This window comes from Streptomyces sp. NPDC051662 (assembly GCF_040681655.1).
Lineage (GTDB): Bacteria > Actinomycetota > Actinomycetes > Streptomycetales > Streptomycetaceae > Streptomyces.
Genome location: NZ_JBFAZD010000025.1, coordinates 37,135 through 58,012 on the forward strand (window position 1 = coordinate 37,135; position 20,878 = coordinate 58,012).

Sequence of the window (20,878 nt, forward strand, 5' to 3'; positions counted from 1 at the left end):
CGCGGTGATCCGACGCGGTGATCTGTTCCACCGCGCACCGGCCGGACGCCCCTGCCATCCGAGGGCCCGGGGCCGAGGAGATCCGGCCGGTGTGCGGTGGTTCCGCGGACTCAGATGCCCCGGGGCAGCTCGCCGGGGTAGGTCGCCTCGCGCTCGGACAGGGCCTCCAGCGCGGGCAGCGCGGCGTACAGGGCGCGCTGCTCCTCGTCCGTCAGCAGCGCCATCCGCTCGGCGAGGCGGGCGGCGGTCTCGCGGCGCCTGGCGGCCAGCACGGCCCTGCCCGTACGGCTGAGGGCGACCAGGCTGGCGCGCTGGTCCTGCGGGTCGGGACGCCGTTCGATCCAGCCGGTGCTGTCGAGCAGATCCACCATGCGGGAGGTGGTGGACAGGGCGACGCCCATGCGTGCGGCGAGATCGCTGATACGCAGCGGGCCATGCTCCGCGAGCTCGGCCAGGGCGGCCTGTCGGCTGGGAGTGAGGTCGCCGGACGCGCCACGGGCACGCAGGACGGGAATGAGGTGCTGTATCGCCAGCCGGAGCCGTCCGGCGATCTCGGCGATCTCGGCGGGGTCCGGGAGCGGCGCGGCGGCGGGCACGGTCATCACGGTTCCTCGGACGGGGGCGGCGGAGGCGGTGCGGGAGACGGCCGCGCGTACGGCCGCGGTGACGTCGATCGCGGGCACGTCAGCGACGCGGAGGCCGACGAGGCCGAGGTGTCCGGATGCCGTTCCGCCGCGGCGGGCGCCGTGGCCACGGGACGGTCCCCGTGGATATAGCGTCCGCCCCGGAGCAGCGAGGCGACGGCCGCGACCAGGCAGGCGGCGATCGCGAAGTCGAAGGCGACGGAGAGGCCGTCGGAGAACGGCTGGGAGATCAGCGCCGGGAAGAAGGCACGCCCCGTCAGGTAATCGGCGTGTCCGGCGGGCAGTTGGGCGAGCACATGCGGGCCGAGCAGTGTCTGCACCGGGTTGTAGCCCAGGAGCGAGGCGAACAGCACGCCGACCGGTGGCAGGGCGGCGACCCTCGCCGCGTCGGCGGCGGGCACGCCCTGGGCGGTCAGGCCATGGGTGAGAGCGCCTGGCAGCGCCCCGGAGAGTCCCGCGATCATCAGGGAGAAGAAGATGCCGATGGAGAGCACCGTGGCGGCGTTCTGGAAGGTGGTGCTGATCCCGGCGCCCACCCCGCGCTGGTCGGGCGGCAGGCTGTTCATGATGGCCGCCCGGTTGGGGGACGCGAACAGCCCCATCGCCAGCCCGTTCAACAGCAGGATCAGGGCGAACATCGGATAGCCGAAGTCGACCGGGAGTTCCTTCAGCGCGGCGAAGGTGCCGGCGGCCAGCAGCATGCCGCCGGTGGCGAAGGGCCGCGCCCCGAACCGGTCGGAGGCCCAGCCGGAGAAGGGCCCCGCGATCAGGAATCCGATGGTCAGCGGGAGCATATAGATACCGGCCCAGAGGGGGGTCTGCTCAAAGCTGTAGCCGTGCCGTGGCAGCCAGATCCCCTGGAGCCAGATGATCAGGATGAACATCAGGCCGCCGCGTCCCAGCGACGCGAGCAGACTGGCCAGATTCCCCGCGGTGAACGCGCGGATACGGAACAGCGCCAGGTGGAACATCGGCTCGGCGACCTTCGTCTCCACCACACAGAAGGCCACCAGCATGGCCAGCCCCCCGGCGATCGCGGTGATCACCCAGGGGTTGGACCAGCCCATGGTGTGGCCGCCGTAGGGCTGGATTCCGTAGGTGATACCGGACAGGACGGCGATCAGGCCGATGGCGAAGGTGAGATTGCCCCACCAGTCGAGCCGGGCCGGGGTGCGGATGCCGGTGTCCCGCAGTTTGAGATACGCCCATACGGTGCCGAACAGGCCGATCGGTACGGAGACCAGGAACACCAGATGCCAGTCGACGGGGCCGAGCAGACCGCCGAGGACCAGCCCGATGAAGGATCCGGCGATGCCCGCCACCTGGTTCAGCCCCAGGGCGAGCCCGCGCTGATGGGTCGGGAAGGCGTCGGTGAGGATGGCGTTGGAGTTCGCCATCAGCATCGCGCCGCCGACGCCCTGGAGGACGCGCATCCCGATCAGCCACAGCGCGCCCGCCGTGCCATGCATCCAGGTCACCGAGAGCAGTACGGAGAACACGGTGAAGACCGCGAACCCCAGGTTGTACATACGGACCCGGCCGTACATATCGCCGAGCCGGCCGAAGCTGACCACGAGCACGGCGGTGACCACCAGATAGCTCATGATCAGCCACAGCAGCAGACTGGTATTGCCTGGCTGGAGCGGATCCACGCCGATTCCGCGGAAGATGTCGGGCAGCGCGATCAGCGTGATCGACATATTGATCGTCGCGATCAGTACGCCGAGTGTGGTGTTGGACAGGGCGATCCACTTGTAGCGCGGTCCCGGCTCACGGTCGGTACCGGCCCGTGAGCCGACCGGTTTCGCGACTGTCCACCGCACTGGGCACCACTCCCGTCGTACACGATCGACGGATTTACTTGCTTGACCTCAACCAATCTAATACCGGTTCGACGACGAGGCCAGCGCCCGGGAATTACCCGAGTTCAAGACTGGTGACGGCGTACATACCCGGTAGATCCATTTCCGGGACCGGACCGGTGTACATGCGCGCGGCCTCGAAGGTGGGCGCCAGTCCGAGCTCTTCCGCGAGCCGTACGGACGGTGCGTTGATATCCGGGATGTCGATCGCCACGGGCGTCCCGGGGACGGTCGCGGCCAGTCCGCTCAGCAGCGCGGCGGCGACCTCCGGGGACGAGGCGTAGAGCGGCCCGACGCGTGAGGCTCCGCTACAGGGGCGGATGGCCGCGAAGCCGCGCAGTTCACCCTCGTGCACGGCGGCGAGGCTCGTACGGTCGGGCAGGCCGATCCACGAGGCGAGGAAGGCGTCGCGCGCCGCCGGGAAGAACCGGCGGTCGTAGGCGGCGAGTTGATCGAAGGAGACCGTGCGGGCGTCGATGAGCGTGACGCCGTCCGGAATGCCGATGGCCGCGGGGACGCCTTCGTAACGGACATTGTTCCAGGCCTTGCGGAAGCCGGACTTGCGGTAGTTCTCCTGCTGGTCGACCACTCCGTCGAGCCCTACGTTCCGGCCGGTCAGGCGCGCCATGGCGGCGCGCCAGACCTGAATTCCGTATCCCTGTCCGCGCACGGCGGGACGGGCGATATAGAAACCGATGAATCCGAAATCGGTGCCGTAGCGTACGGCGGAAATCGACGCGATGGCCTCACCGTTCAGACGTCCGAAGATAAAGCCGCCCGGGTCGGTCGGGAAGAAGGAGTGCCGGTCGGACTTCCCCGGATTCCAGCCCTCCTCGTCCGCCCAGATACCGAGCCGTTCGACGTAGTCGGCGTTCGCGGTCACGATCTCAAACGTCACCATCGACCTCCAGTGCGGTGGGCTCACACCTTGCCATAGCCCGAGCCCGGACCGAGCTCGTATCCGTGCGCGTTCAGCTCCGTGCCCGCTCAGCCGAACCGGCCATTGACATAGTCGGCGGTCCTGGTGTCGCGGGGCGCGTTGAACATCGCGTCCGTGTCGCCGTGTTCGACGATCACCCCGGGTGTCCCCTGCTCCGCGAGGAAGAAGGCACAGGAGTCGGAGACCCGTGCGGCCTGCTGCATATTGTGCGTGACGATGACGATCGTCACCTCCGCCTTCAGTTCGGCGATCGTCTCCTCGATGCGCCGCGTCGAGGTCGGGTCGAGCGCCGAGCACGGCTCGTCCATCAGCAGCACCCGCGGCCGTACCGCCAGCGACCGCGCGATGCACAGCCGCTGCTGCTGACCGCCGGAGAGCGCGCCGCCCGGCTGCCGCAGCCGGTCCTTGACCTCACGCCAGAGCCCGGCCTTGGTGAGACACTCCTCGACCAGACCGTCCTTGGTGTCGCGCCCCGCCTTGATGCCGTTGAGCTTCAGCCCGGCCAGGACGTTGTCGTACAGCGACATGGCGGGAAACGGGTTGGGCTTCTGGAAGACCATGCCGATCTGCCGGCGTGCATGGGTGATGCGCCGTCCGCGGTCGTAGATGTCTCCCTCGTCGAGCAGCACGCGTCCGGCGAGCGCGGCGCTCGGGATCAGTTCGTGCATCCGGTTGAGGATGCGCAGGAAGGTCGACTTGCCGCAGCCCGAGGGGCCGATCAGCGCGGTGACCTCGTGGGCGGGCATGGTCAGCGAGACCTGGTCGAGCACCTTGTGGTCACCGAACCACGCGGAGACGGCATCGGCGCGCAGTGTGGCGGCGGTGCCACCGCCCACCGCGGGCTGGACCAGGGTGTCGACGAGATCGGGCGGCGTGACCGTCATGGTGGGGCAACTCACTTTCTGTCAGAGCAGGTTGGGCAGGAGGCGGGTGGCGGCGCCGGAGACGGCGAGGCCGAGTGCGGCCAGGACGGGCACGGCGCAGATCCAGGCCTGCCAGCGGCCCCACACCCGGTGTGCCCAGGCGGCGAGGAGCGCGGCGAGGAAGAGCGCCTGCGTCCACAGGAAGACGGCGAGCCAGGCGCCGCCATCGCCCTTGAGCGCCTCTTCGGCGGCGCCGATCCATCCGGCGCGGCGCTCGCGCGGCGGGCTCGGCTGTACGGGCGTGGTCAGTTCGGCGTCCACGCGCAGTACTCCCGAGGGGGTGTAGGGGGCGCCGGTGGCGGTGATGAGGGTGAGCCGGCCCTCGTTCTGACCGCCGCTGGGCGGGGGCAGTTGATCGCCCGCGCGCCGGATGCCGGTCACCCGGTACTCCGCCTTGCCCTGGCCTGTCATCAGGGTGATCGTGGCGTTGTCGGGGAGCCGGTCGAGATGGGAGAACGGGCTCCCGTATCCCCACTGCCTGCCCATGATCACGGCGGTGCCCGACTGGCCGGGGAGCGCGGTGTCCTGGCGGTGCCCGGGGCCCGACATCAGCACACCGGAGGTGGTGCCCTCGCCGACGACCTCGTGGACACCGAGGGCGGGGATGTCCAGCAGCGCGACGGGTGCGCCCAGGGCGAGTTCCTTGCCGTTGTTGTCGAGCGGGCCCACCGGGGCGGTGCCCTCGGCGAGTTGCTTGCGCAGCTCGTCGTAGGCGACCTGCTGGTCACGCGAGTGCTGAAGGTGCCCGACGACGGTGAGGTTCGCGGCGAACCCGAGCAGTACGGCGGCGAGCACGCACAGTGCGGCCCCGGCCAGTGCGAGACCCGGGCGGGCCGGGGTCCCCCGGGCTCCCCCGCGCCCCGCGGGCTCCTTGTGGGACGCGGATCCGGTGGGCGGTGAGGGGGCGTCCGGCGGGGCGGTGGCGGACGGCGGCGGTGTCAGAACGGCCACGGTGGCTGCGCTCCTCGCTGGCTGGGTCGGAGGTCGGAGATCGGGGATCGGAGGTGGGGCGTGAGGGGGAGGGTGGCGGTGGCGGGTGGGCCGACGCGGGGACGGGGTGAGGTGTCGATACGGGCCCGGTCTCCGGAGGCGGACACACGGCCTGCCTCCGGAAACCGGCACACCTCGGAACCCGTCCCGGGTCAGTCGCCCGCCGTGCCCGGGGGCGTGGCGAAGGTCATCAGACCCTTGCGGCGCACGCCGATCACGAACGCGGCGCCCACGCAGCACAGCGCGAGGGAGGCCAGGGCGATCGAGGCGACGCCCGTGCCCGTCGAGGCGAGGGAGCCGCCCCCGCCGCCGCCCGTGCTACCACCGGCCGCCGCGCCGCCGTCACCGCCGGTGTCACCACCGGAGGTGCCCGCCGCCGCGCCGCCGTCCGCGCCCGTGGAGTCGCTGGGCTCGGGGGTGGGCTCGGTCACCTCGCCCGTGGTGAACGTGAAGTCGAGGCTGTGGCCGCCCTCCTTGTCCTCGGCGAGGTTCAGCACATGATCGCCGTCCGCGATCTCCGCGGGGACGGTGAACGGGTAGTTCTGGACGATGCCGTCCGCGTCCGCCTTGGCGTCCTCGAAGGTCGCGTCGCCCTCGGCGAGGGTGACCTTCACGGTCGCGTCCTTGGAATAGCCGCGGGCGATGAGCGTCACCTGCTGGCCGGCTTCCAGGTTCGGGTTCGGTTCGAGCAGCTTGCCGTCCGCGTCCAGCGCGTCGATGTCGGCGGGCACACTGGGTTCGTCGGTCGGCTCGTCGGAGCCGGTGGGCGTCGGCGTGCCGGTCGGGGTACCGGCCTCGTCGACCGTATAGCCACTGATCTCATTGCTGGAACCGGCGTACGCGTCGGGATCCGTGGGGGTGAACTGGGCGCGGATGTTCTGCACGCCCACGGGCAGGTCCTTCGTCGTGAACACGGCGGTGCCGTTCTCGACCGCCTTCGTGCCCAGAGCGACCGGCTCCTTACCGACCCGCTCGGAGGTGAGTGCCACCTCGCCGGCCGCCGCCTCGGGGGTCACCTTCACCGTGACCGACACCTCGCTGCCCGCCTTGGGGTGGTTCTCCGGAGCGGCCGTCAGCTCCAGACTGGTCGCCTCGGCCGCGGCCAGTGCCCAGGTGTCGCCCGTGACCTCGATGTTCGTGGTGAAGAAGGCCGCGGGCAGGTTCGGATCGAGCACGTTGACACAGTCGAGCCGCAGCTCGTACGTACCGTCGTGGGACTCGTTGCCGTACCACCCGGCGAGGATGTCGGAGAAGGGGAAGAACTCCTGCGGCATCTCGGTGTCGATGGGCCCGGCGTCGTACGGTCCCGTCGTCGCGTTGCCCAGGCGGGCGCTCGTGCCCTCCGTCGGGTGGAGCACACTGAGCCGCACCGCGCCGCCCTGCCCCTCCGGGCACGCCGTGTCCGTGGTGACCCGTGGGACGAGCGGATCGTCCGTGATGCTGCCAGTGGTGGTGCTGAGAGTCAGATCGCCGAGACGGCCGGCCGCGTTCGCGGTGGCCGCGGCACCGAGCACGGCGGCGGCCGCGCCCATGAGCAGAGCGCAGCACAGCAGCAGCGCCGGGAGTGATCTCGCTCGCGCGAGGCGTGTCATGGTCGGGTCCCCCACAGGGTGTCGGTGTCGCGGTAGGTGCCGCGGTTGATGTCGGTGTCGGTGGTGATGTCGGTGTCGGTAGCGGTGGTGATGTCGGTAGCGAGGTCAGCCGGGCATGGCACGGGATCGGGACACGCCGCGGGGCCGGGCACCTGGAGGGTGCCCGGCCTTGGCGTGGTGGGAGGGAGCGCTGATCAGCGCTCGCCCTTCAGGGTGGTGGCGCCGCAGGCGGTGCCGATCGAGCCGAAGCCGAAGGCCGTGATGTGCGACGGCTGGCCACAGACCTTGGAGGCGGTGCCGACGAACGCGCTGACGACGTTGGCGTCAGCGGTGGATCCGGTGATCTTGGGGGTCGGGACGACGTTGTAGACGTCACGGTTGTAGGGGAAGCTGACGTTCAGCGTGCCGTCCGCGTTGCGCGGCGCCACGGTGTTCACCTTGCCCAGGACGGTGACGCCATGACGGTCCGTCACCACACCGTTGGTCTGGGCGATGTACTGGGCCACGGAGTACGGGGCGATGTCACCGGCGCTGTCCAGCGCGGTGCCGTCGTGCTCCTGGACGGTGCCGTTGACGCAGGTGCCGATCTGGGCCTCGGTGACCCCGATCTTCTCCAGGAAGAAGGACCGCGTGCCCGAGCCCGACTGCGGCAGCAGCGGGGTCAGGGCGACACCGTTGTGCGTGGTCTTCACGCAGGTGTAGATGTCACGCAGGTTGGCGGTGGTCAGGTCCAGGTTGTTGTTGAGCGCGCTGTCCGAGCGGACCGCGATGGTCACCGCGTCCTTGGCGAACGGAATCCAGGTCAGCTTGGTGGTCGTCGTGTCCGCCGGGCCCCGGGAGGAACGGGCGAAGTCGAGGCAACCGGTGTTGTTGAGGACCGCGTTGCGCAGGGCGTCGATACCGGCCGAGGAACCGTTGGGCCGGTTGATGACACAGCCGGTGGCGCGGGTCTTGATGGTGGCGGTACCCGTCGCGTTGTAGGACGCGATGAGCTGACCGTCCGGGACCCCGTCGGGGTCCGGGATGACCGCGCCGAGGCGGTTGAGGACGTCCTGCGTGGTGTCGGAACCCACGCCGGCGAGCTGACGGTACTCACCGACCGCCGGGTCGGCGGAGGCTACGGGGGCCAGCAGGCCCACACCGAGTGCGGCGGCACCGACGACGGCGCCCAGGCGAGCACGGGACTTGACGTTCACTTCTGTTCTCCTCCGTGAATACGGATTTCGAGGAATGGACTGTCAAGAAGAATCCGGATTTCGTTCCGCCGGCCCGTCGGCCGACGCCGTGAACATTTCCGCATATGCACAGTCCAAGACCACCAACTCCGCCGGATGAAAAGGTTACGGGGGCATTTCCTAGGAGACACCTGGAGAACTCACCACTGGTTATGGAGAATTCCCGGAGGGCGCTGAGCCGCTCCGGGTGATCCCCTGGATCGGACGCTCGCTCCTCCTATGTCACCCAGGACCGCCCGCCGCCGTCGCCGCCCTGCGCGCCGAGAGCCGCAGCATGACGGGACCGGCCAGCGCGGCCACGCCACCGACCACCAGAACGCCGAGCAGCACCCAGCGGACGATGCCGAGCACCTCGCCGGGGGTGAGCCCGCCCGAGGCGAGTCCGCTCTTCGCCCCCGGGCCCGAGGTGCCCGCCCCCGCGCCCGGCGGGGCGGATGCCCCGGAGGTTCCCGCTCCGTCACCGCCCGCGGCTCCGCCGGCCCCGGCCGCTCCCGCGGGCCCGGCTCCCGCGCTGTCACCGCCGCCGACGTCACCGCCGCCGACGGACCCGCCGGCCGCCGTGCCGCCGACGGACTCGCCGTCGGCCGGCGGAGGGGTGGTGGCGGGATCGGCCACCTTGCCGCGTACCAACTGGTCGGCGGCGGAAAGCGCCTGGTCACGCAGCGCCTTGGGCATCGGCACATAGCCGGGCGGCAGCTCACCGGGCGTCAGGCCCTGGGTCTGTCCGTCGCCGGCCGCGTACCGGATGAGTCGCGCGTAGTCCTGACGCGCGTCCGCGGGCTGGTCGACCGGGGCCATGGCGTAGGCGACCGCCGTCAGCGGATACGCGCCGCTCTTGGCGGTGGCCGGGCTCGGCGCCTTCACTCCCTTGACGGACGAGTCGGGCATACGGGCGACGGCCTTGAGCATCGAGTCGGCGGTCGGCCGTACGTAGACACCGTCGGCGTTCGGAAGCGCGGCGATGTCGAGTTCGTAGCGGGAGGCGGACGCCGCGTCGACGACGCCATACGCCCGCCGGGTCCCGGGGTTGCTGTCCGAGGGCACCAGTTTGATGCCCTGCGGGGAGCCCGGGTCGAGCGAGGCGAGGAACGTGGCCCCGGTGGCGCCGCGCCTCACGCGCAGCGCGCCGTCGTGCATGTCGTTGGAGTACGGGGACTTCTCCAGCTGGCCGTACGCGATGGTGCGGTCGACGCCGTTGTCGGGCAGTGTCATGCGCGTCTCGGTGGTGTCGGCCTTCGGGAAGTCGAGCGGTACTTCCGTGTCCAGGCCCAGCGCCTGGTAGAAGGGGTTCACCTTCATCCCCCATGGATCCGGCTTGCCCCGCAGGAAGTCCCGCGCCTCCGCGTTCGACTGGAGATAGCGCCAGAGCAGGCTGTTGACATCCGAATTACCGGCCTGGAGGAGTATTCCGCCCGGACCGAGCTGGGGCTGTGTCGGACGGTCGAAGTAGGGATTCAGTTTTATGAATTCCGGGTCGACGATAATCGATTGCGCGTTCCCCTTCAGATGATCCGGGACCGGATGCTGAAAGCCGACCTGCCGGATGTCATAGGGATAGGAGCCGGTCACCAGTTTGGCGAGCAGCCGGGCGCTGAGTCTCAGATCGCGTACCTGGCCGGCCTCCGCGTCCTCCCAGAAGAAGCCGACCGTGAGCGCGCTGCCCGCGACCGGCGCGTACACCACGCCCGTCGCTTCCTCGATGGGGGCCACGGTGACGCCCATCCCGGGCGAGGTCGATGTGGGCTTCCCGATGAGGCGACGCGCGTAGTCCTCGGCGGCCTGGCTGTAGGTGAACCGCGCGTCGGCGCCCGCGCACAGCGTGGCCTGCCACGAGGTGATGGCGTCGGTCAGCAGCTCGGAACCGATGACGCGTCGCTCGGCCTTGTCCGCCGGGCAGGTGTTGCCGACCGCGCCGAACTCCATGGGAAAGACGAGTCGTTGGTCCCAGTTGGACTGGCTGAGCGGGGAGGTGTGCACACCGTCGCCCGCGTTGACGGTACCGTCCGGGTCATGCTCGCCACGGGGCACGACGACCAGCCAGCATTTCCGGGGCTTCCCCGCCCCGGCCGCGCTGCCGACATCGCCGCAGCCCAGGTAGGGGGCCTCGATCGCCGACTTCACCTCGAAGACGGCCTCACCGCTGCCGTCGCTCCGTGTCCGCAGCCACGGCTGGGCGTTGGTGTCGTTCTTGCTGAAGTAGGTGGCGTCGGAGGGCGAGTCGGTCGGATCGCCCTGAAGGGGCTGGAACGGAACGAACGGGTTGTTGTCACCGGCGTCCGCGTACTTCTTCTCCAGCGGGTCCGAGCCCTTCGGCAGGGTGCGCTGGCTCATCCAGTGGGTGCCCGCGTTGTTTCCCCCGAACTCGCACTGCTCCCGGGCCGGGCCCGCCGGGTCATCTCCCCAGCACTGCATGATCTGGAGGAAGTTGCGGTAGCCGTCCGCGGTCGGCACGGCGGGGCCCTCCCAGGTCACATCGACCCCCTGGGCCCGCAGGTTCTTCGTCTGGTGGACGGTCACCTTGAGGCTGGAGAAGTCGTCGTACTGCCCCTTCTTGCCGGTCAGCGTCATCGCGGAGTCCGACGTCGCCTTCGTACCGCTCCCCTGCTCCGCCGCCTGGGCCCGGTCCGTGCCCGGAGGCAGCGGTACGAGCGCGACGACCAGGGCGGCGAAGAGCGCCCCGACGCCGACCCTCACCCGCCGGGAGACCCTGGATCCGCCCTCAAAAGAACGGAGTTGACGGGTCCTCATACCGATCCCTCCCGGCGGCGGGCCCGTGCGGCGAGCGCGCGTGCGGTGAGCGGTGGGCCGACGACCACACCGACGAGAAGCAGGGCGGAGAGCGCCATCAGCGCGCCGCGCAGCCCCGTCGCCTCGTTGGACGCGAGGGTGACGGGGTTCCCGACCACCGAGGAGTCACCGCCGCCGGCTCCGTCACCGGTGATCAGCTCGCCCGTGTCCGGGTCGATGACACCACCGGACGCGCCGGACGCGGCGGCGGCCGACTCCGAGGAGCCGGTGGAGCCGCCCGTGGACCCACCGCTGCCACCGGTGGCCCCGGAGCCGCCGGTGCCCGCGGTGGAGCCGCCCGTACCGCCCGAGCCGCCCGTACCTCCGGAACCGCCGCTGCCCGAACCGCCGTTGGCGCCCTGGGCCGAGGGCTTCACCGGGGTCTTCTGGCCCTTCGCGCCCGCCGTGCCGTCGGAGCACTGGGTCGGGCCCTTCTGGTCACAGGCCTTCGGCTGCGGCGCGTTCTTGGCGAGAGTGTTGGTCCCGTCCGGGGAGAAGGTGGGGTTGCGGCAGGAGTTGATATTGATCTTGTCCGTGGGCGCGCCGGGGATGCGCCGTACCTGTTCGAAGCCCGCCTGGACGAGGTTCTTCGGCAGCGGGGAGTACCCCAGCTCCTCGGCGATCTGCTGGCCGTCGCAGAGGAAGTAGTTGGCGAAGGTGCCGAGCGAGAGGCCCTTCTCCTTGGTCATCGGGTTCTGCTCGCCCGTCAGCGAGGTGGGAATGATCATGTAGCTGTAGCTGGAGAGCGGATAGGCCCTGGCGTCCCTGGAGCCGTAGACGCCGTCCAGGATCTGGGTCAGATAGTTCGTGGAGTTCCTGTCCGGGTTGATCTTCGCGCCGAGCAGTCCCACGGCGACGCTGGACGCGGTGGGTTCGATATAGAACCCCTTGTCGTTGAGCATCTTCGCCACCGGGAAGCCGGTCGAGATGGCGTACGAGTACTCGACATAGGTGATGGCGCCCTCGGCCTGGCTCTGCTTCACATAGCCGGAGACACCGAGCGATCCGGACTTGGCGATCGTGGAGGTGCCGGGCACCATCGGGAAGTACGAGGTGAGACCGCACGGGGTGGCGCGTCCGGCGCGGGCGCAGTAGTCGTTCCAGGCCGCGGAGTGCTCCTTGGACAGCCAGGTGGTCAGCTGCGCCGTCGTACCGGAGCCGTCGGAGCGCACGACCGGCACGATCCGGCGGGCGGGGAGAGTGAGGCCCGGGTTGTCGGCCCTGATCTCCGCCGCGTTCCACATGGTGATCTTGGAGGTGAAGATCTTGGCGAGGACCTCACCGGAGAGCCGCAGGTTGGTGACCCGCTTGCCGCCGATCTTCAGGTTGTACATAAAGGCCGTACCACCGGCCACGATCGGCATATAGGCGTAGCCGCGCTTGGGCGGGGCGTCGGTGACCCCGCCCTCCTTGAGACCGTACGGGATCTCGGAGACACCGAAGTCGACGGAGCCGTTTCTGAACTGCTCCCGGCCGTTGGAGGAGCCGGTCGCCGCGAAGTTGACGGTCATACCGAAGTTGGAGGCGACATTGCGGCGCCACTGGTCCAGTGCGTTGGAACTCCAGGTGGAGCCCGCACCGTTGATCTTCGGATAGGTCACCGCCCAGGCGGGCGGCGGGCCGACGGCGAGCAGCGCGCAGAGCAGCGCGGCCAGCCCCATGGCCAGTCGGGAGACGGTCGCGGGTCTCACGGGGTACTCCTGTTGGGCTTGACGGCGGGTACGGAGGAAGTCGGTGCGGACGAGGCGGCGGCAGCCGCGTGGCCGTGTGTACGGCTCGCGAAGCGCTCGGCGTCGCGGCGCGAGGCGAGCACGCGACGGTGGGTCTGACGGCGCGTCAGCTTGCCCGGTGCGCGCCCGCCGATGAGCCGGGCGAGGACGAACAGCAGCAGCACCAGCGCCATCAGGGTCGCCGCGGTACCGAACCCACGTGCGATCATGGAGGGTTCGGGCGACTTGACGAACTCGAAGGTGGCCAGCGGCAGCGAGACCTGCGGTCCATTGAACGGATCGGCGTTCATCTCCGCGGTGAAGCCCGCGGTCAGCAGCACCGGAGAGGTCTCCCCCACCCCGCGCGCGGTGCCGAGGATCACCGAAGTGGTCAGTCCGGAGCGGGCGGTGGGCAGCACCACATGCCACGCGGTGCGCCAGCGCGAGGTGCCCAGCGCGTACGACGCCTCGCGCAGCGAGCCGGGCACCAGCCGGATCACCACATCGGCGGCCCGGATGATGATCGGCAGCATCATCACACCGAGCGCCAGGGACGCGGCGAAGCCCGACTTCCCGGTGCCCAGGGCGAGGATCGCGGTGGCGTAGATGAACAGCCCGGCCACGATGGACGGCAGCGCCGTCATGGCCTCGACGATGGTACGGACGAACCGCGCGAACCGGCCGGGCACCTCGTTGAGGAAGACCGCGCAGACCAGCCCGGCGGGCACGGTGAGCACCAGCGCGATGAGAATCTGCTCCAGGGTGCCGACGATGGCGTGCAGGATGCCGCCGGCGCTCAGCGGGTCGAGAGGGCCCGCGAGCGTCATGTCCTCGGTGAAGAAGTTCAGATGGGGCAGCGCCTTGCGGCCCTCCCACAGCGTGTAGACGATCACGAACGCCAGGGCGACGACCATGACCAGGCCCACCGAACGGACCACGACCCCGGCGAGCCGGTCCCGGACGGTAGGCCCGTCCTCGTCGAAGGAGACCAGCAGCGCGTAGAGACCGAGGAAGAGCGCGTACCCGATGACCAGGAAGCCGATCACCCCGTTGAACGGCAGCAGCCATACGAAGAGCAGCGAGGTCAGACCGATGGCCGCGGCGGCGGAGCCGAACAGCGCGTAGGTGTCCGTGGCACGCCTCAGCGCCGGGGAGCGCCGCCGCTCCCCGGCCGGCTCCACGGGCCGCGGCCTGCTCGCGGGCAGGACGGTACGCCGCTCCTTCGCGAGGGACGGTGGCGACTCGGGTGCGAGGGTCATGACGGGCGGGTCCCCTTAGGGCAGGGTCTGGACAGCGGCGAGGGCTCGGAGGCCGGCGAGGGCTCGGACAGCGGACGGAACGTGGGTACCGGACAGGACCTAGGCATCGCTGGACGCGCCGGAGCGGCTGCGCGCGACGATGGACGAGGCGACGAAGTTGACGATGAGGGTCATCACGAAGAGCGCGAGGCCGGCCGCCATCAGCGCGGACATCCCGAACGGGCTGGCCTCCCCGTACCGCAGCGCGATCAGTGAGGAGACGGAGCTGGTACCGCTCTGGATGATGTGCCACTGGATCTGGAAGACCGGCGAGATGATCAGGTAGACGGCGATGGTCTCGCCCAGAGCGCGGCCGAGTCCGAGCATGGTGCCACCGATCATGCCGCCCTTGCCGAACGGCAGGACGACGCTGCGGATCATCCCCCAGCGGGTGGCGCCGAGCGCGTAGGCACCCTCGCGCTCACCGGCCGGAGCCTGGGTGAAGACCTCGCGCATCACCGAGCAGATGATCGGGGCGACCATCAGCGCCACCACGATGCCCGCGATGAGGGTCGAGGAGGTGTAGACGGTCTCGGTGGCGAGCGGATCGCGCGGATCGGCGCCGACGACACCCAGCGGCGGGAACCAGCCGAAGTAGGTGGCGATCCAGCGGGCCGTGGGCAGCACGGCGCCCTCGAAGAAGAACAGCCCCCACAGTCCGTAGACGACACTCGGCACGGCCGCCATCAGGTCGACCACGCTGATCAGCGTCCCGCGCATGGCGGGCGGCGCGTATTCGGAGATGTAGAGCGCCCCGCACACCGCCAGCGGCACCGCCACCACGATCGCCACCAGCGCGATCAGTACGGTGCCGACGATGACGGCGGCGATACCGAAGCGGCCCGCGTCCGGCTCCCAGGCCGCGGTGGTGAGGAAGGACCAGCCGGCCCGGTCGAGCGCCTGCCACGCGCGGTACAGCAGAAAGCCGCCCACCAGCAGCATCACGGCGAGCACGAGCCCACCGCCGCCACGGGCCACACCCCGGAAGATCCGGTCGGGCAGCCCGGGGTCGGCGTAGAGCCCGCGCGGCCCTTCGGCGGCGGCCGGTCCCTCGGTCGCGAGCCCAACGGATCGCTGGGCGGCGACGGTTCGCTCCCCTGTTCGTCTCAGCACACCCATGACGCTCACGGGGCGCGGTTGACACGCAGGCATCTTTATATGAACGAGGCGCCTCTTAGAGGCAACTTCCGATGACGAACGTGTGCGCGTACCGTGCGGAGAGCCTTCCGCTCCGCGCCTGGTACACCCGCCACCGGGGCGTCAGCTCCCGCTCCAGGGAACCTCGCCGCTCTCCCCCAACTCCCGCAGCAGTTCGCGGAATCGGGTGTACGCGACCCGACAGGTCGAGTACCGCTCGTAGGAGCGGGCGGACACGATGGTCCGGCGTCCGCTCTCGTCCCTGACGATCCACATCCAGCCATTGGCCTCCGCGGTGTGCTGAACCCCGCCGGTCAGGACCGCGTGCCGCCTGCACACCTCCTCGAACGCGGCGCGGCACCGCTCGTACGACGCGAAGGCGAGCGCCGATACGGCGACCACCCGACCGTTCTGAGCCACCACCCGCCATCGGTAGCGGCCCTCCGCGTCGATGTCGGTCTGACAGCGCAGCCCGGCGGCGCTTCTTAATCTCCCGCTCTCGTCGGCAGATCTCATGACCCCACGTCCCCACCCCTGCCACTCGTCCCTGTCGGACCGCACGTACGGCCCGTGGAGCGGCAGGTGCAACCTATTGAGACGATCGTTACGGGCGGGATGCAAACGACTCCATGCCGCAAGGATTCGCCGGGAAGTTGCCCCTAGGCCATCGACTCTTCGCCGGAGTCGCGAGGGTCGCCGCGGCCGGCGGCGACGGACGACGAACAGGCGTAACGCCCGGCGCCAGGTGGTCGGCGCCGGGCGTCACACTCTCAGTTCGTCCGGTGGGTCACGGGACTATCGGATCGTCCGGTGGGTTACGGGACTATCCGCAGGAGCTTGTTGGGCGAGCCGGTGCCGGGGTTGGTCACCACTCCGTTGGTGGCGCCGTTCACCAGGGCCGTGGCGACCTGGGCCGGGGTCGCGGTGGGGTGTCCCGCGAGGTAGACGGCGGCGGCTCCGGCCACATGCGGGGTGGCCATCGACGTGCCGGAGATGCTGCTGGTGGCCGTGTCCGAGGTGTTCCAGGCACTGGTGATGGCACTGCCCGGAGCGAAGAGGTCCACGCGCGCGCCGAAGTTGGAGTAGCTGGCGCGGGCGTCGGTGCTGGTCGTAGCACCGACCGTGATCGCGTCCGCGACCCGGGCCGGCGAGTAGTTCTGGGCGTTCGCGCCGGAATTACCGGCGGCGATCGCGTAGGTCACACCGCTGTTGATGGAGTTCTGCACGGCGGTGTCGATCGCGGCGTTGGCGCCGCCGCCGAGCGAGACATTCGCGACCGACCGGGGGCCGTGGTTGTTGGTGACCCAGTCGATGCCGGCCACGACCTGGGCCGTGGTGCCCGAACCCGCGTTGTTGAGCACGCGCACGGCGACGATCCTGGCCTTCTTGGCCACGCCGTACGCCGTGCCCGCGGCGTTGGCGGCCACGTGGGTGCCGTGGCCGTTGCCGTCCTGCGCCGTGTTGTCGTTGTCGACGGCGTCGTAGCCGTTCGTGGCCCGGCCCGCGATGTCCTGGTGGGTAATGCGGACGCCGGTGTCGATGACGTACACGGTCGAACCCTCACCGGCGGAATCCGGGTAGGTGAAGCTGTTGTTCAGCGGCAGCGCCGCCTGGTCGATCCGGTCGAGGCCCCAGGACGGCGGGTTGGTCTGGGTGGCGAGTGCGTGGACCTCGCGGTCCTGGAAGACCTGGTCGACCGCGGGGTCGGCGGCGAGTCTGCGCGCCTGCGCGGGCGACAGCTCCGCCGCGTAGCCGTTGAGGGCCGCCGTGTACGTACGCTTGACGGTCCCGCCGTACTCGGACACCACGCTCCGGCCCGCCGCCGAGGCGGACTTGAGGCCGGCGGTCTCCTTGAGCGTGACGATGTAGCTGCCTTGCACCGCGTCCTTGGCATCGGCGCCGACGACCGTACCCACGGCGGGGGCCGCCTGGGCGGGAACGGCGAGGGCGGTCATGGCCGCAGCCGCCGCTGCCGCCGTGATCGCCGCGGCGATCCGTGTCTTGGTGGTACGCAACACTGCCATCGTGAGGGATCCTCCTCATCGGGTGCGCTGGGGTGCGTGCGCAACGTGGGGGCACATACGGGATGTATGCGTGGGGAGCGGACCGCGTGGTTCCTGGGGCCGCCCGCTAAGACCTTCGCTGAGACGGCGTCAGTCGACAAGAGGTCCGGCGGGATGTCATAGCCATGACATGGTCGCGCAATACCCCCGTAGCGAGGACGCGCCCGCCCGGGGATGCCCCCAAGGACACAAAGGGGCGCCGTATCAAGCCAGTTGGACGCGGGTCGACCCATGCCAGAGCCGAGCGGCGCCGAGGCTCAGCCGCGCAGCCGCTCGTCCAGGAACCGCGTCATGACCCCCACCGTCCGCTCGGTCGTCCATGGGAGCCCGGCCTCGGCGTCGCCCATGAAGGCCAAGTCGCCGTGGTCCGCGCCCGTGAGTACGTAGCGGGTGCTGTCGACCCCCTTGGCGCGTAGCGCGTTGTGCAGCAGCAGGGTCTGGCTGGGCGAGATGATACGGTCCGCGCTTCCGTGAAAGAGGAGGAAGGCGGGGTCCGAGGAGTCGGCGTAGGTCGCCGGGTTGGCCCGGGCGACCGCCGCGGGGTCGTCCGTGACCGACTTCTCCGTACCGGGCCCGTGGACCCACGCGGCGGTCGAGTTGCCGGGGGCCACGTTCGCCCGCCGGGCGGCCGGGTCGAAGTCCGCGCCGATCCCGGCGAGGTCCGAGGGCCCGAACTTGTCGACGACCGCCTGGACATCGCCGCTCTCGTCGAGATGGTCACCGACGTCGAACCGTTCGACGCCCTGGGTGGTACCGACCATGGCGGCGAGATATCCGCCGGCGGACTCGCCCCAGACCGCGACCTTCCCGGTATCGATCCCGTAGTCGTCGGCGTGGGCGCGGAGGTAGCGGATCGCCGACCTCACATCCGCGACGCCGTCCTCGTAGGTGGCGCCGTCGGTGGTGGTGCGGTACTCGATGGCGGCCACCACATAGCCCTGTTCGGCCAGATGGGTCCGCTGGTCCAGCGCGCCGCTCTTGTCCGCCCTGACGAACCCGCCGCCGGGGATGTAGACGACCAGCGGCTTCTCGCCGTCCGTTGTGGGGACTTGGATGTCCAGCTTCAGTCCGGTCTTCTTCCCCGCCGTCGACGGTGTCGCGTAGACGATGTCGCGGTGGGCCTTGACCGCCGTCCTTCCGCACCGGATCTGGGCGCCGCTCGCCGTGATGACGGTGCTTGTGCCGGTGTCGCCGGTCGCCACCGAGGTGGCGAGGGGGAGGCCCGGCGCGCCGCCGGGGGCCGCGTCGCCGGAGGGCGGCGCGACCGGGGGCCGCGGGCACTGAGCCATCGATGCCGTGGGGCCTCCGGTCGTACCGGACGACTCGCTCCCGCCGTCCGTCGAGCATGCCGTGAGGGCGAGGCACAGCACCATCGATCCGCCGAGGATCGCACCCCTGGTCCGCTTGGCCACGGTTCTCCTTGTGTCGCGCTCCAATGAAGTGGAGAAGCTTTCTCCGGTTTCCGGCTCACCATAACAGTAAGCGGAGATCACTTCTCCAGTTCATGGCCGAGGCATAGGATCAAGTGGAGGGGACCCTCACCGTTTCCAGGAGTCCGAGCAACCGAGATGGCGCCATCAGCACAGCCGGAACAACCGGTCCGGCCGCTACGGCGGGACGCCGAGCGCAACCGCCGGCGGATCATCACCGCCGCCCACGAGGTGTTCAGGGAGCGCGGGACGGGGGCCACCCTCGACGATGTCGCCGCCCGGGCCGGCGTGGGCGTGGGGACCGTCTACCGGCGCTTCGCCAACAAGGAAGAGCTGGTGGACGCGCTCTTCGACGACATGATCGACAACGTCGAGGCACTCAGCCGGGAAGCCGCCACGGACCCGGACGCCTGGCACGCGCTGGCCACGAGCCTGGAGAAGGTCTGCGAGATCCAGGCGTTCGACCGCGGGCTGCGCGAGGTCATGCTCGGCACCGGACAGGGGCCGAAGCGCCAGACGCGGGTCCATGAGCGGATCAAGCCCGCCGTCGATCAGCTGATCGCCCGGGCGAAGGAACAGGGCACACTGCGCCAGGACTTCAAGGGCTTCGATCTCCCCATGATCCAGCTGATGGTCGCGGCGATCACGGACCACACCGGACAGCCCGAGCTGTGGCGGCGCTATCTCCGGCTGCTCCTGGACGGCATGCGGGCGGCACCGGGCGCGGCCACGCCGCTGCCCGAATCCGCCCCGTACCGTCCCGGCCAGAACGCGTAACTCCCCCTTTGCCCGCCGTATGCGCACCCTTGACCCGGTCATGCCAAAGCCTCACGATGACCCCGGGCACGTACTGCGCGCCCACACCCCCACAACTCCCCATCCAGGAGACTTCATGCGGCTCCGAATACGCGGAAGCGGCGCCACCGGTCGCAGACGGACAGCCACCCTGGCCGTCGCGCTGACCCTGACCCTCGGCGCCACGGCCACCGCCACGGCCACCAGCGCCGATTCCACTCCCTCATCGGCCGCGGCCAGGGCCACGGCCGCCGACGAGGACATCCGGCAGTACGAGATCGTCATGCACGCGACGTCCGCGACGCGCACCGCGCTCGCCAGGACCGGTGTGACGATCGACGCGTCCGACAGCGAGAGCGTGGTCGTCTCCGCCGACCCGGCGCAGGTGAGGAAGCTCCGCGCGCTCGGCTACGCGCCGACGCCGCTGGGCGCCGCCCCGGACCGTACCCTGAACGGCGCCGTCACCCCGTTCGACTTCCCCTCGGCGGACTCGAATTACCACAACTACGCCGAGATGACGAGCGAGATCAACTCGATCGTCGCCGCGAACCCGGGCATCGCGAGCCAGCGGGTCATCGGCACCACGTACCAGGGCCGGAACATCACGGCCATCAAGATCAGCGACAACGTCGCCACCGACGAGAACGAGCCCGAGGTCCTCTTCACCCACCATCAGCACGCGCGCGAACATCTCACCGTCGAGATGGCGCTGTATCTGCTGAAGGAGCTGACCTCCGACTACGGCACCGACTCACGCGTCACCAACATCGTCAACAACCGTGAGATCTGGATCATCCCGGACCTCAACCCGGACGGCGGCGAGTACGACATCGCCACCGGCTCCTACCGCAGCTGGCGCAAGAACCGGCAGCCCAACTCGGGCTCCACCGCGGTCGGTACGGACCTCAACCGCAACTGGGCCTACCGCTGGGGCTGCTGCGGCGGTTCCTCCGGCAGCGCCTCGTCGGACACCTACCGGGGCAGCGCCGCCGAGTCGGCGCCCGAGGTGAAGGTCGTGGCGAACTTCGTACGCGGGCGGGTCGTCGGCGGTACGCAGCAGATCAAGGCCGCGATCGACTTCCACACCTACAGCGAGCTGGTGCTCTGGCCCTTCGGCTACACCACGGCCGACACCACCACCGGAATGACCGCGGACGACCGCAACGCCTTCGCCGCCATCGGCCAGAAGATGGCCGCCAGCAACGGCTACACGCCCGAGCAGTCGAGCGACCTCTACATCACGGACGGCTCGATCGACGACTGGCTGTGGGGCACGCACAAGATCTTCGGGTACACCTTCGAGATGTATCCGTCCTCGGGCGGCGGCGGTTTCTACCCGCCCGACGAGGTGATCACCCGCGAGACGAGCCGGAACCGCGACGCGGTACTCCAACTGCTGGAGAACGCGGACTGCATGTACCGGTCCATCGGCAAGGAAGCCCAGTACTGCTGACCGGTCCCCGCGGACCGGCC

General features: G+C 70.0%; 17 protein-coding genes. 2 read left to right on the forward strand and 15 right to left on the reverse strand.

Going from position 1 to position 20,878, the window contains the following annotated elements:
- Positions 1-110 precede the first annotated feature (110 nt).
- The 15 genes from AB0M67_RS31940 to AB0M67_RS32010 form a co-directional block, all read right to left on the reverse strand.
- A complete protein-coding gene (locus AB0M67_RS31940) occupies positions 111-602 on the reverse strand; it encodes a MarR family transcriptional regulator (protein ID WP_365751035.1) in 492 nt (163 codons plus the stop codon).
- Complete coding sequence (locus AB0M67_RS31945; protein ID WP_365751036.1) at positions 602-2,467, reverse strand: MFS transporter; 1,866 nt, start codon at positions 2,465-2,467, stop codon at positions 602-604. The genes AB0M67_RS31940 and AB0M67_RS31945 overlap by 1 nt, the downstream gene beginning before the upstream one ends.
- 94 nt (positions 2,468-2,561) lie before the next feature.
- Positions 2,562-3,407, reverse strand: coding sequence for a GNAT family N-acetyltransferase (locus AB0M67_RS31950; protein WP_365751037.1), 846 nt, complete (start codon positions 3,405-3,407; stop codon positions 2,562-2,564).
- 86 nt (positions 3,408-3,493) lie between these two features.
- A complete protein-coding gene (locus tag AB0M67_RS31955) occupies positions 3,494-4,330 on the reverse strand; it encodes a phosphate ABC transporter ATP-binding protein (RefSeq protein ID WP_365751038.1) in 837 nt (278 codons plus the stop codon).
- 21 nt (positions 4,331-4,351) lie between these two features.
- Entirely contained in the window at positions 4,352-5,320 is a 969-nt protein-coding gene (locus AB0M67_RS31960) for a class E sortase (protein WP_365751039.1), read from the reverse strand.
- 191 nt (positions 5,321-5,511) lie between these two features.
- Positions 5,512-6,951 (reverse strand): Ig-like domain-containing protein, encoded by a 1,440-nt coding sequence (locus AB0M67_RS31965; protein ID WP_365751040.1) that lies wholly within the window; start codon positions 6,949-6,951, stop codon positions 5,512-5,514.
- Positions 6,948-7,073 (reverse strand): hypothetical protein, encoded by a 126-nt coding sequence (locus AB0M67_RS31970; RefSeq protein WP_365751041.1) that lies wholly within the window; start codon positions 7,071-7,073, stop codon positions 6,948-6,950. The genes AB0M67_RS31965 and AB0M67_RS31970 overlap by 4 nt, the downstream gene beginning before the upstream one ends.
- A 72-nt stretch (positions 7,074-7,145) precedes the next feature.
- Positions 7,146-8,147: a substrate-binding domain-containing protein gene (locus tag AB0M67_RS31975; RefSeq protein WP_365751042.1), complete on the reverse strand. Its 1,002-nt coding sequence runs from the start codon at positions 8,145-8,147 to the stop codon at positions 7,146-7,148.
- Between the two features lie 261 nt (positions 8,148-8,408).
- Positions 8,409-10,934: a hypothetical protein gene (locus AB0M67_RS31980; RefSeq protein ID WP_365751043.1), complete on the reverse strand. Its 2,526-nt coding sequence runs from the start codon at positions 10,932-10,934 to the stop codon at positions 8,409-8,411.
- Positions 10,931-12,664, reverse strand: a complete 1,734-nt coding sequence (locus AB0M67_RS31985) for a phosphate ABC transporter substrate-binding protein PstS (protein ID WP_365751044.1) — start codon at positions 12,662-12,664, stop codon at positions 10,931-10,933. Before AB0M67_RS31985 ends, AB0M67_RS31980 begins: the two co-directional genes overlap by 4 nt.
- Positions 12,661-13,941, reverse strand: coding sequence for a phosphate ABC transporter permease PstA (gene pstA, locus AB0M67_RS31990; RefSeq protein ID WP_365751045.1), 1,281 nt, complete (start codon positions 13,939-13,941; stop codon positions 12,661-12,663). Before pstA ends, AB0M67_RS31985 begins: the two co-directional genes overlap by 4 nt.
- A 99-nt stretch (positions 13,942-14,040) precedes the next feature.
- On the reverse strand, positions 14,041-15,093 hold the full coding sequence (gene pstC, locus AB0M67_RS31995; RefSeq protein WP_365751046.1) for a phosphate ABC transporter permease subunit PstC: 1,053 nt from the start codon (positions 15,091-15,093) through the stop codon (positions 14,041-14,043).
- A gap of 147 nt (positions 15,094-15,240) precedes the next feature.
- A complete protein-coding gene (locus tag AB0M67_RS32000) occupies positions 15,241-15,633 on the reverse strand; it encodes a hypothetical protein (protein ID WP_365751047.1) in 393 nt (130 codons plus the stop codon).
- A gap of 299 nt (positions 15,634-15,932) precedes the next feature.
- Positions 15,933-17,141, reverse strand: coding sequence for a S8 family peptidase (locus AB0M67_RS32005; protein ID WP_365751048.1), 1,209 nt, complete (start codon positions 17,139-17,141; stop codon positions 15,933-15,935).
- 296 nt (positions 17,142-17,437) lie between these two features.
- Positions 17,438-18,592: an alpha/beta hydrolase gene (locus tag AB0M67_RS32010; protein ID WP_365751049.1), complete on the reverse strand. Its 1,155-nt coding sequence runs from the start codon at positions 18,590-18,592 to the stop codon at positions 17,438-17,440.
- Between the two features lie 156 nt (positions 18,593-18,748).
- Here AB0M67_RS32010 and AB0M67_RS32015 point away from each other — a divergent pair, with 156 nt between their 5' ends.
- On the forward strand, positions 18,749-19,387 hold the full coding sequence (locus AB0M67_RS32015) for a helix-turn-helix domain-containing protein (RefSeq protein WP_365751051.1): 639 nt from the start codon (positions 18,749-18,751) through the stop codon (positions 19,385-19,387).
- A 115-nt stretch (positions 19,388-19,502) separates the two neighbouring features.
- Complete coding sequence (locus AB0M67_RS32020; protein WP_365751052.1) at positions 19,503-20,858, forward strand: M14 family metallopeptidase; 1,356 nt, start codon at positions 19,503-19,505, stop codon at positions 20,856-20,858.
- Positions 20,859-20,878: the final 20 nt, after the last annotated feature.

What these genes read in the sequence shown, in the direction of transcription:
- AB0M67_RS31940 (WP_365751035.1), bottom strand. Translation starts at nt 602, where the DNA reads ATGACCGTGCCCGCCGCCGCGCCGCTCCCGGACCCCGCCGAGATCGCC.
- AB0M67_RS31950 (WP_365751037.1), bottom strand. Translation starts at nt 3,407, where the DNA reads ATGGTGACGTTTGAGATCGTGACCGCGAACGCCGACTACGTCGAACGG.
- AB0M67_RS31955 (WP_365751038.1), bottom strand. Translation starts at nt 4,330, where the DNA reads ATGACGGTCACGCCGCCCGATCTCGTCGACACCCTGGTCCAGCCCGCG.
- AB0M67_RS31965 (WP_365751040.1), bottom strand. Translation starts at nt 6,951, where the DNA reads ATGACACGCCTCGCGCGAGCGAGATCACTCCCGGCGCTGCTGCTGTGC.
- AB0M67_RS31980 (WP_365751043.1), bottom strand. Translation starts at nt 10,934, where the DNA reads ATGAGGACCCGTCAACTCCGTTCTTTTGAGGGCGGATCCAGGGTCTCC.
- pstA (WP_365751045.1), bottom strand. Translation starts at nt 13,941, where the DNA reads ATGACCCTCGCACCCGAGTCGCCACCGTCCCTCGCGAAGGAGCGGCGT.
- AB0M67_RS32000 (WP_365751047.1), bottom strand. Translation starts at nt 15,633, where the DNA reads ATGAGATCTGCCGACGAGAGCGGGAGATTAAGAAGCGCCGCCGGGCTG.
- AB0M67_RS32005 (WP_365751048.1), bottom strand. Translation starts at nt 17,141, where the DNA reads ATGGCAGTGTTGCGTACCACCAAGACACGGATCGCCGCGGCGATCACG.
- AB0M67_RS32015 (WP_365751051.1), top strand. Translation starts at nt 18,749, where the DNA reads ATGGCGCCATCAGCACAGCCGGAACAACCGGTCCGGCCGCTACGGCGG.
- AB0M67_RS32020 (WP_365751052.1), top strand. Translation starts at nt 19,503, where the DNA reads ATGCGGCTCCGAATACGCGGAAGCGGCGCCACCGGTCGCAGACGGACA.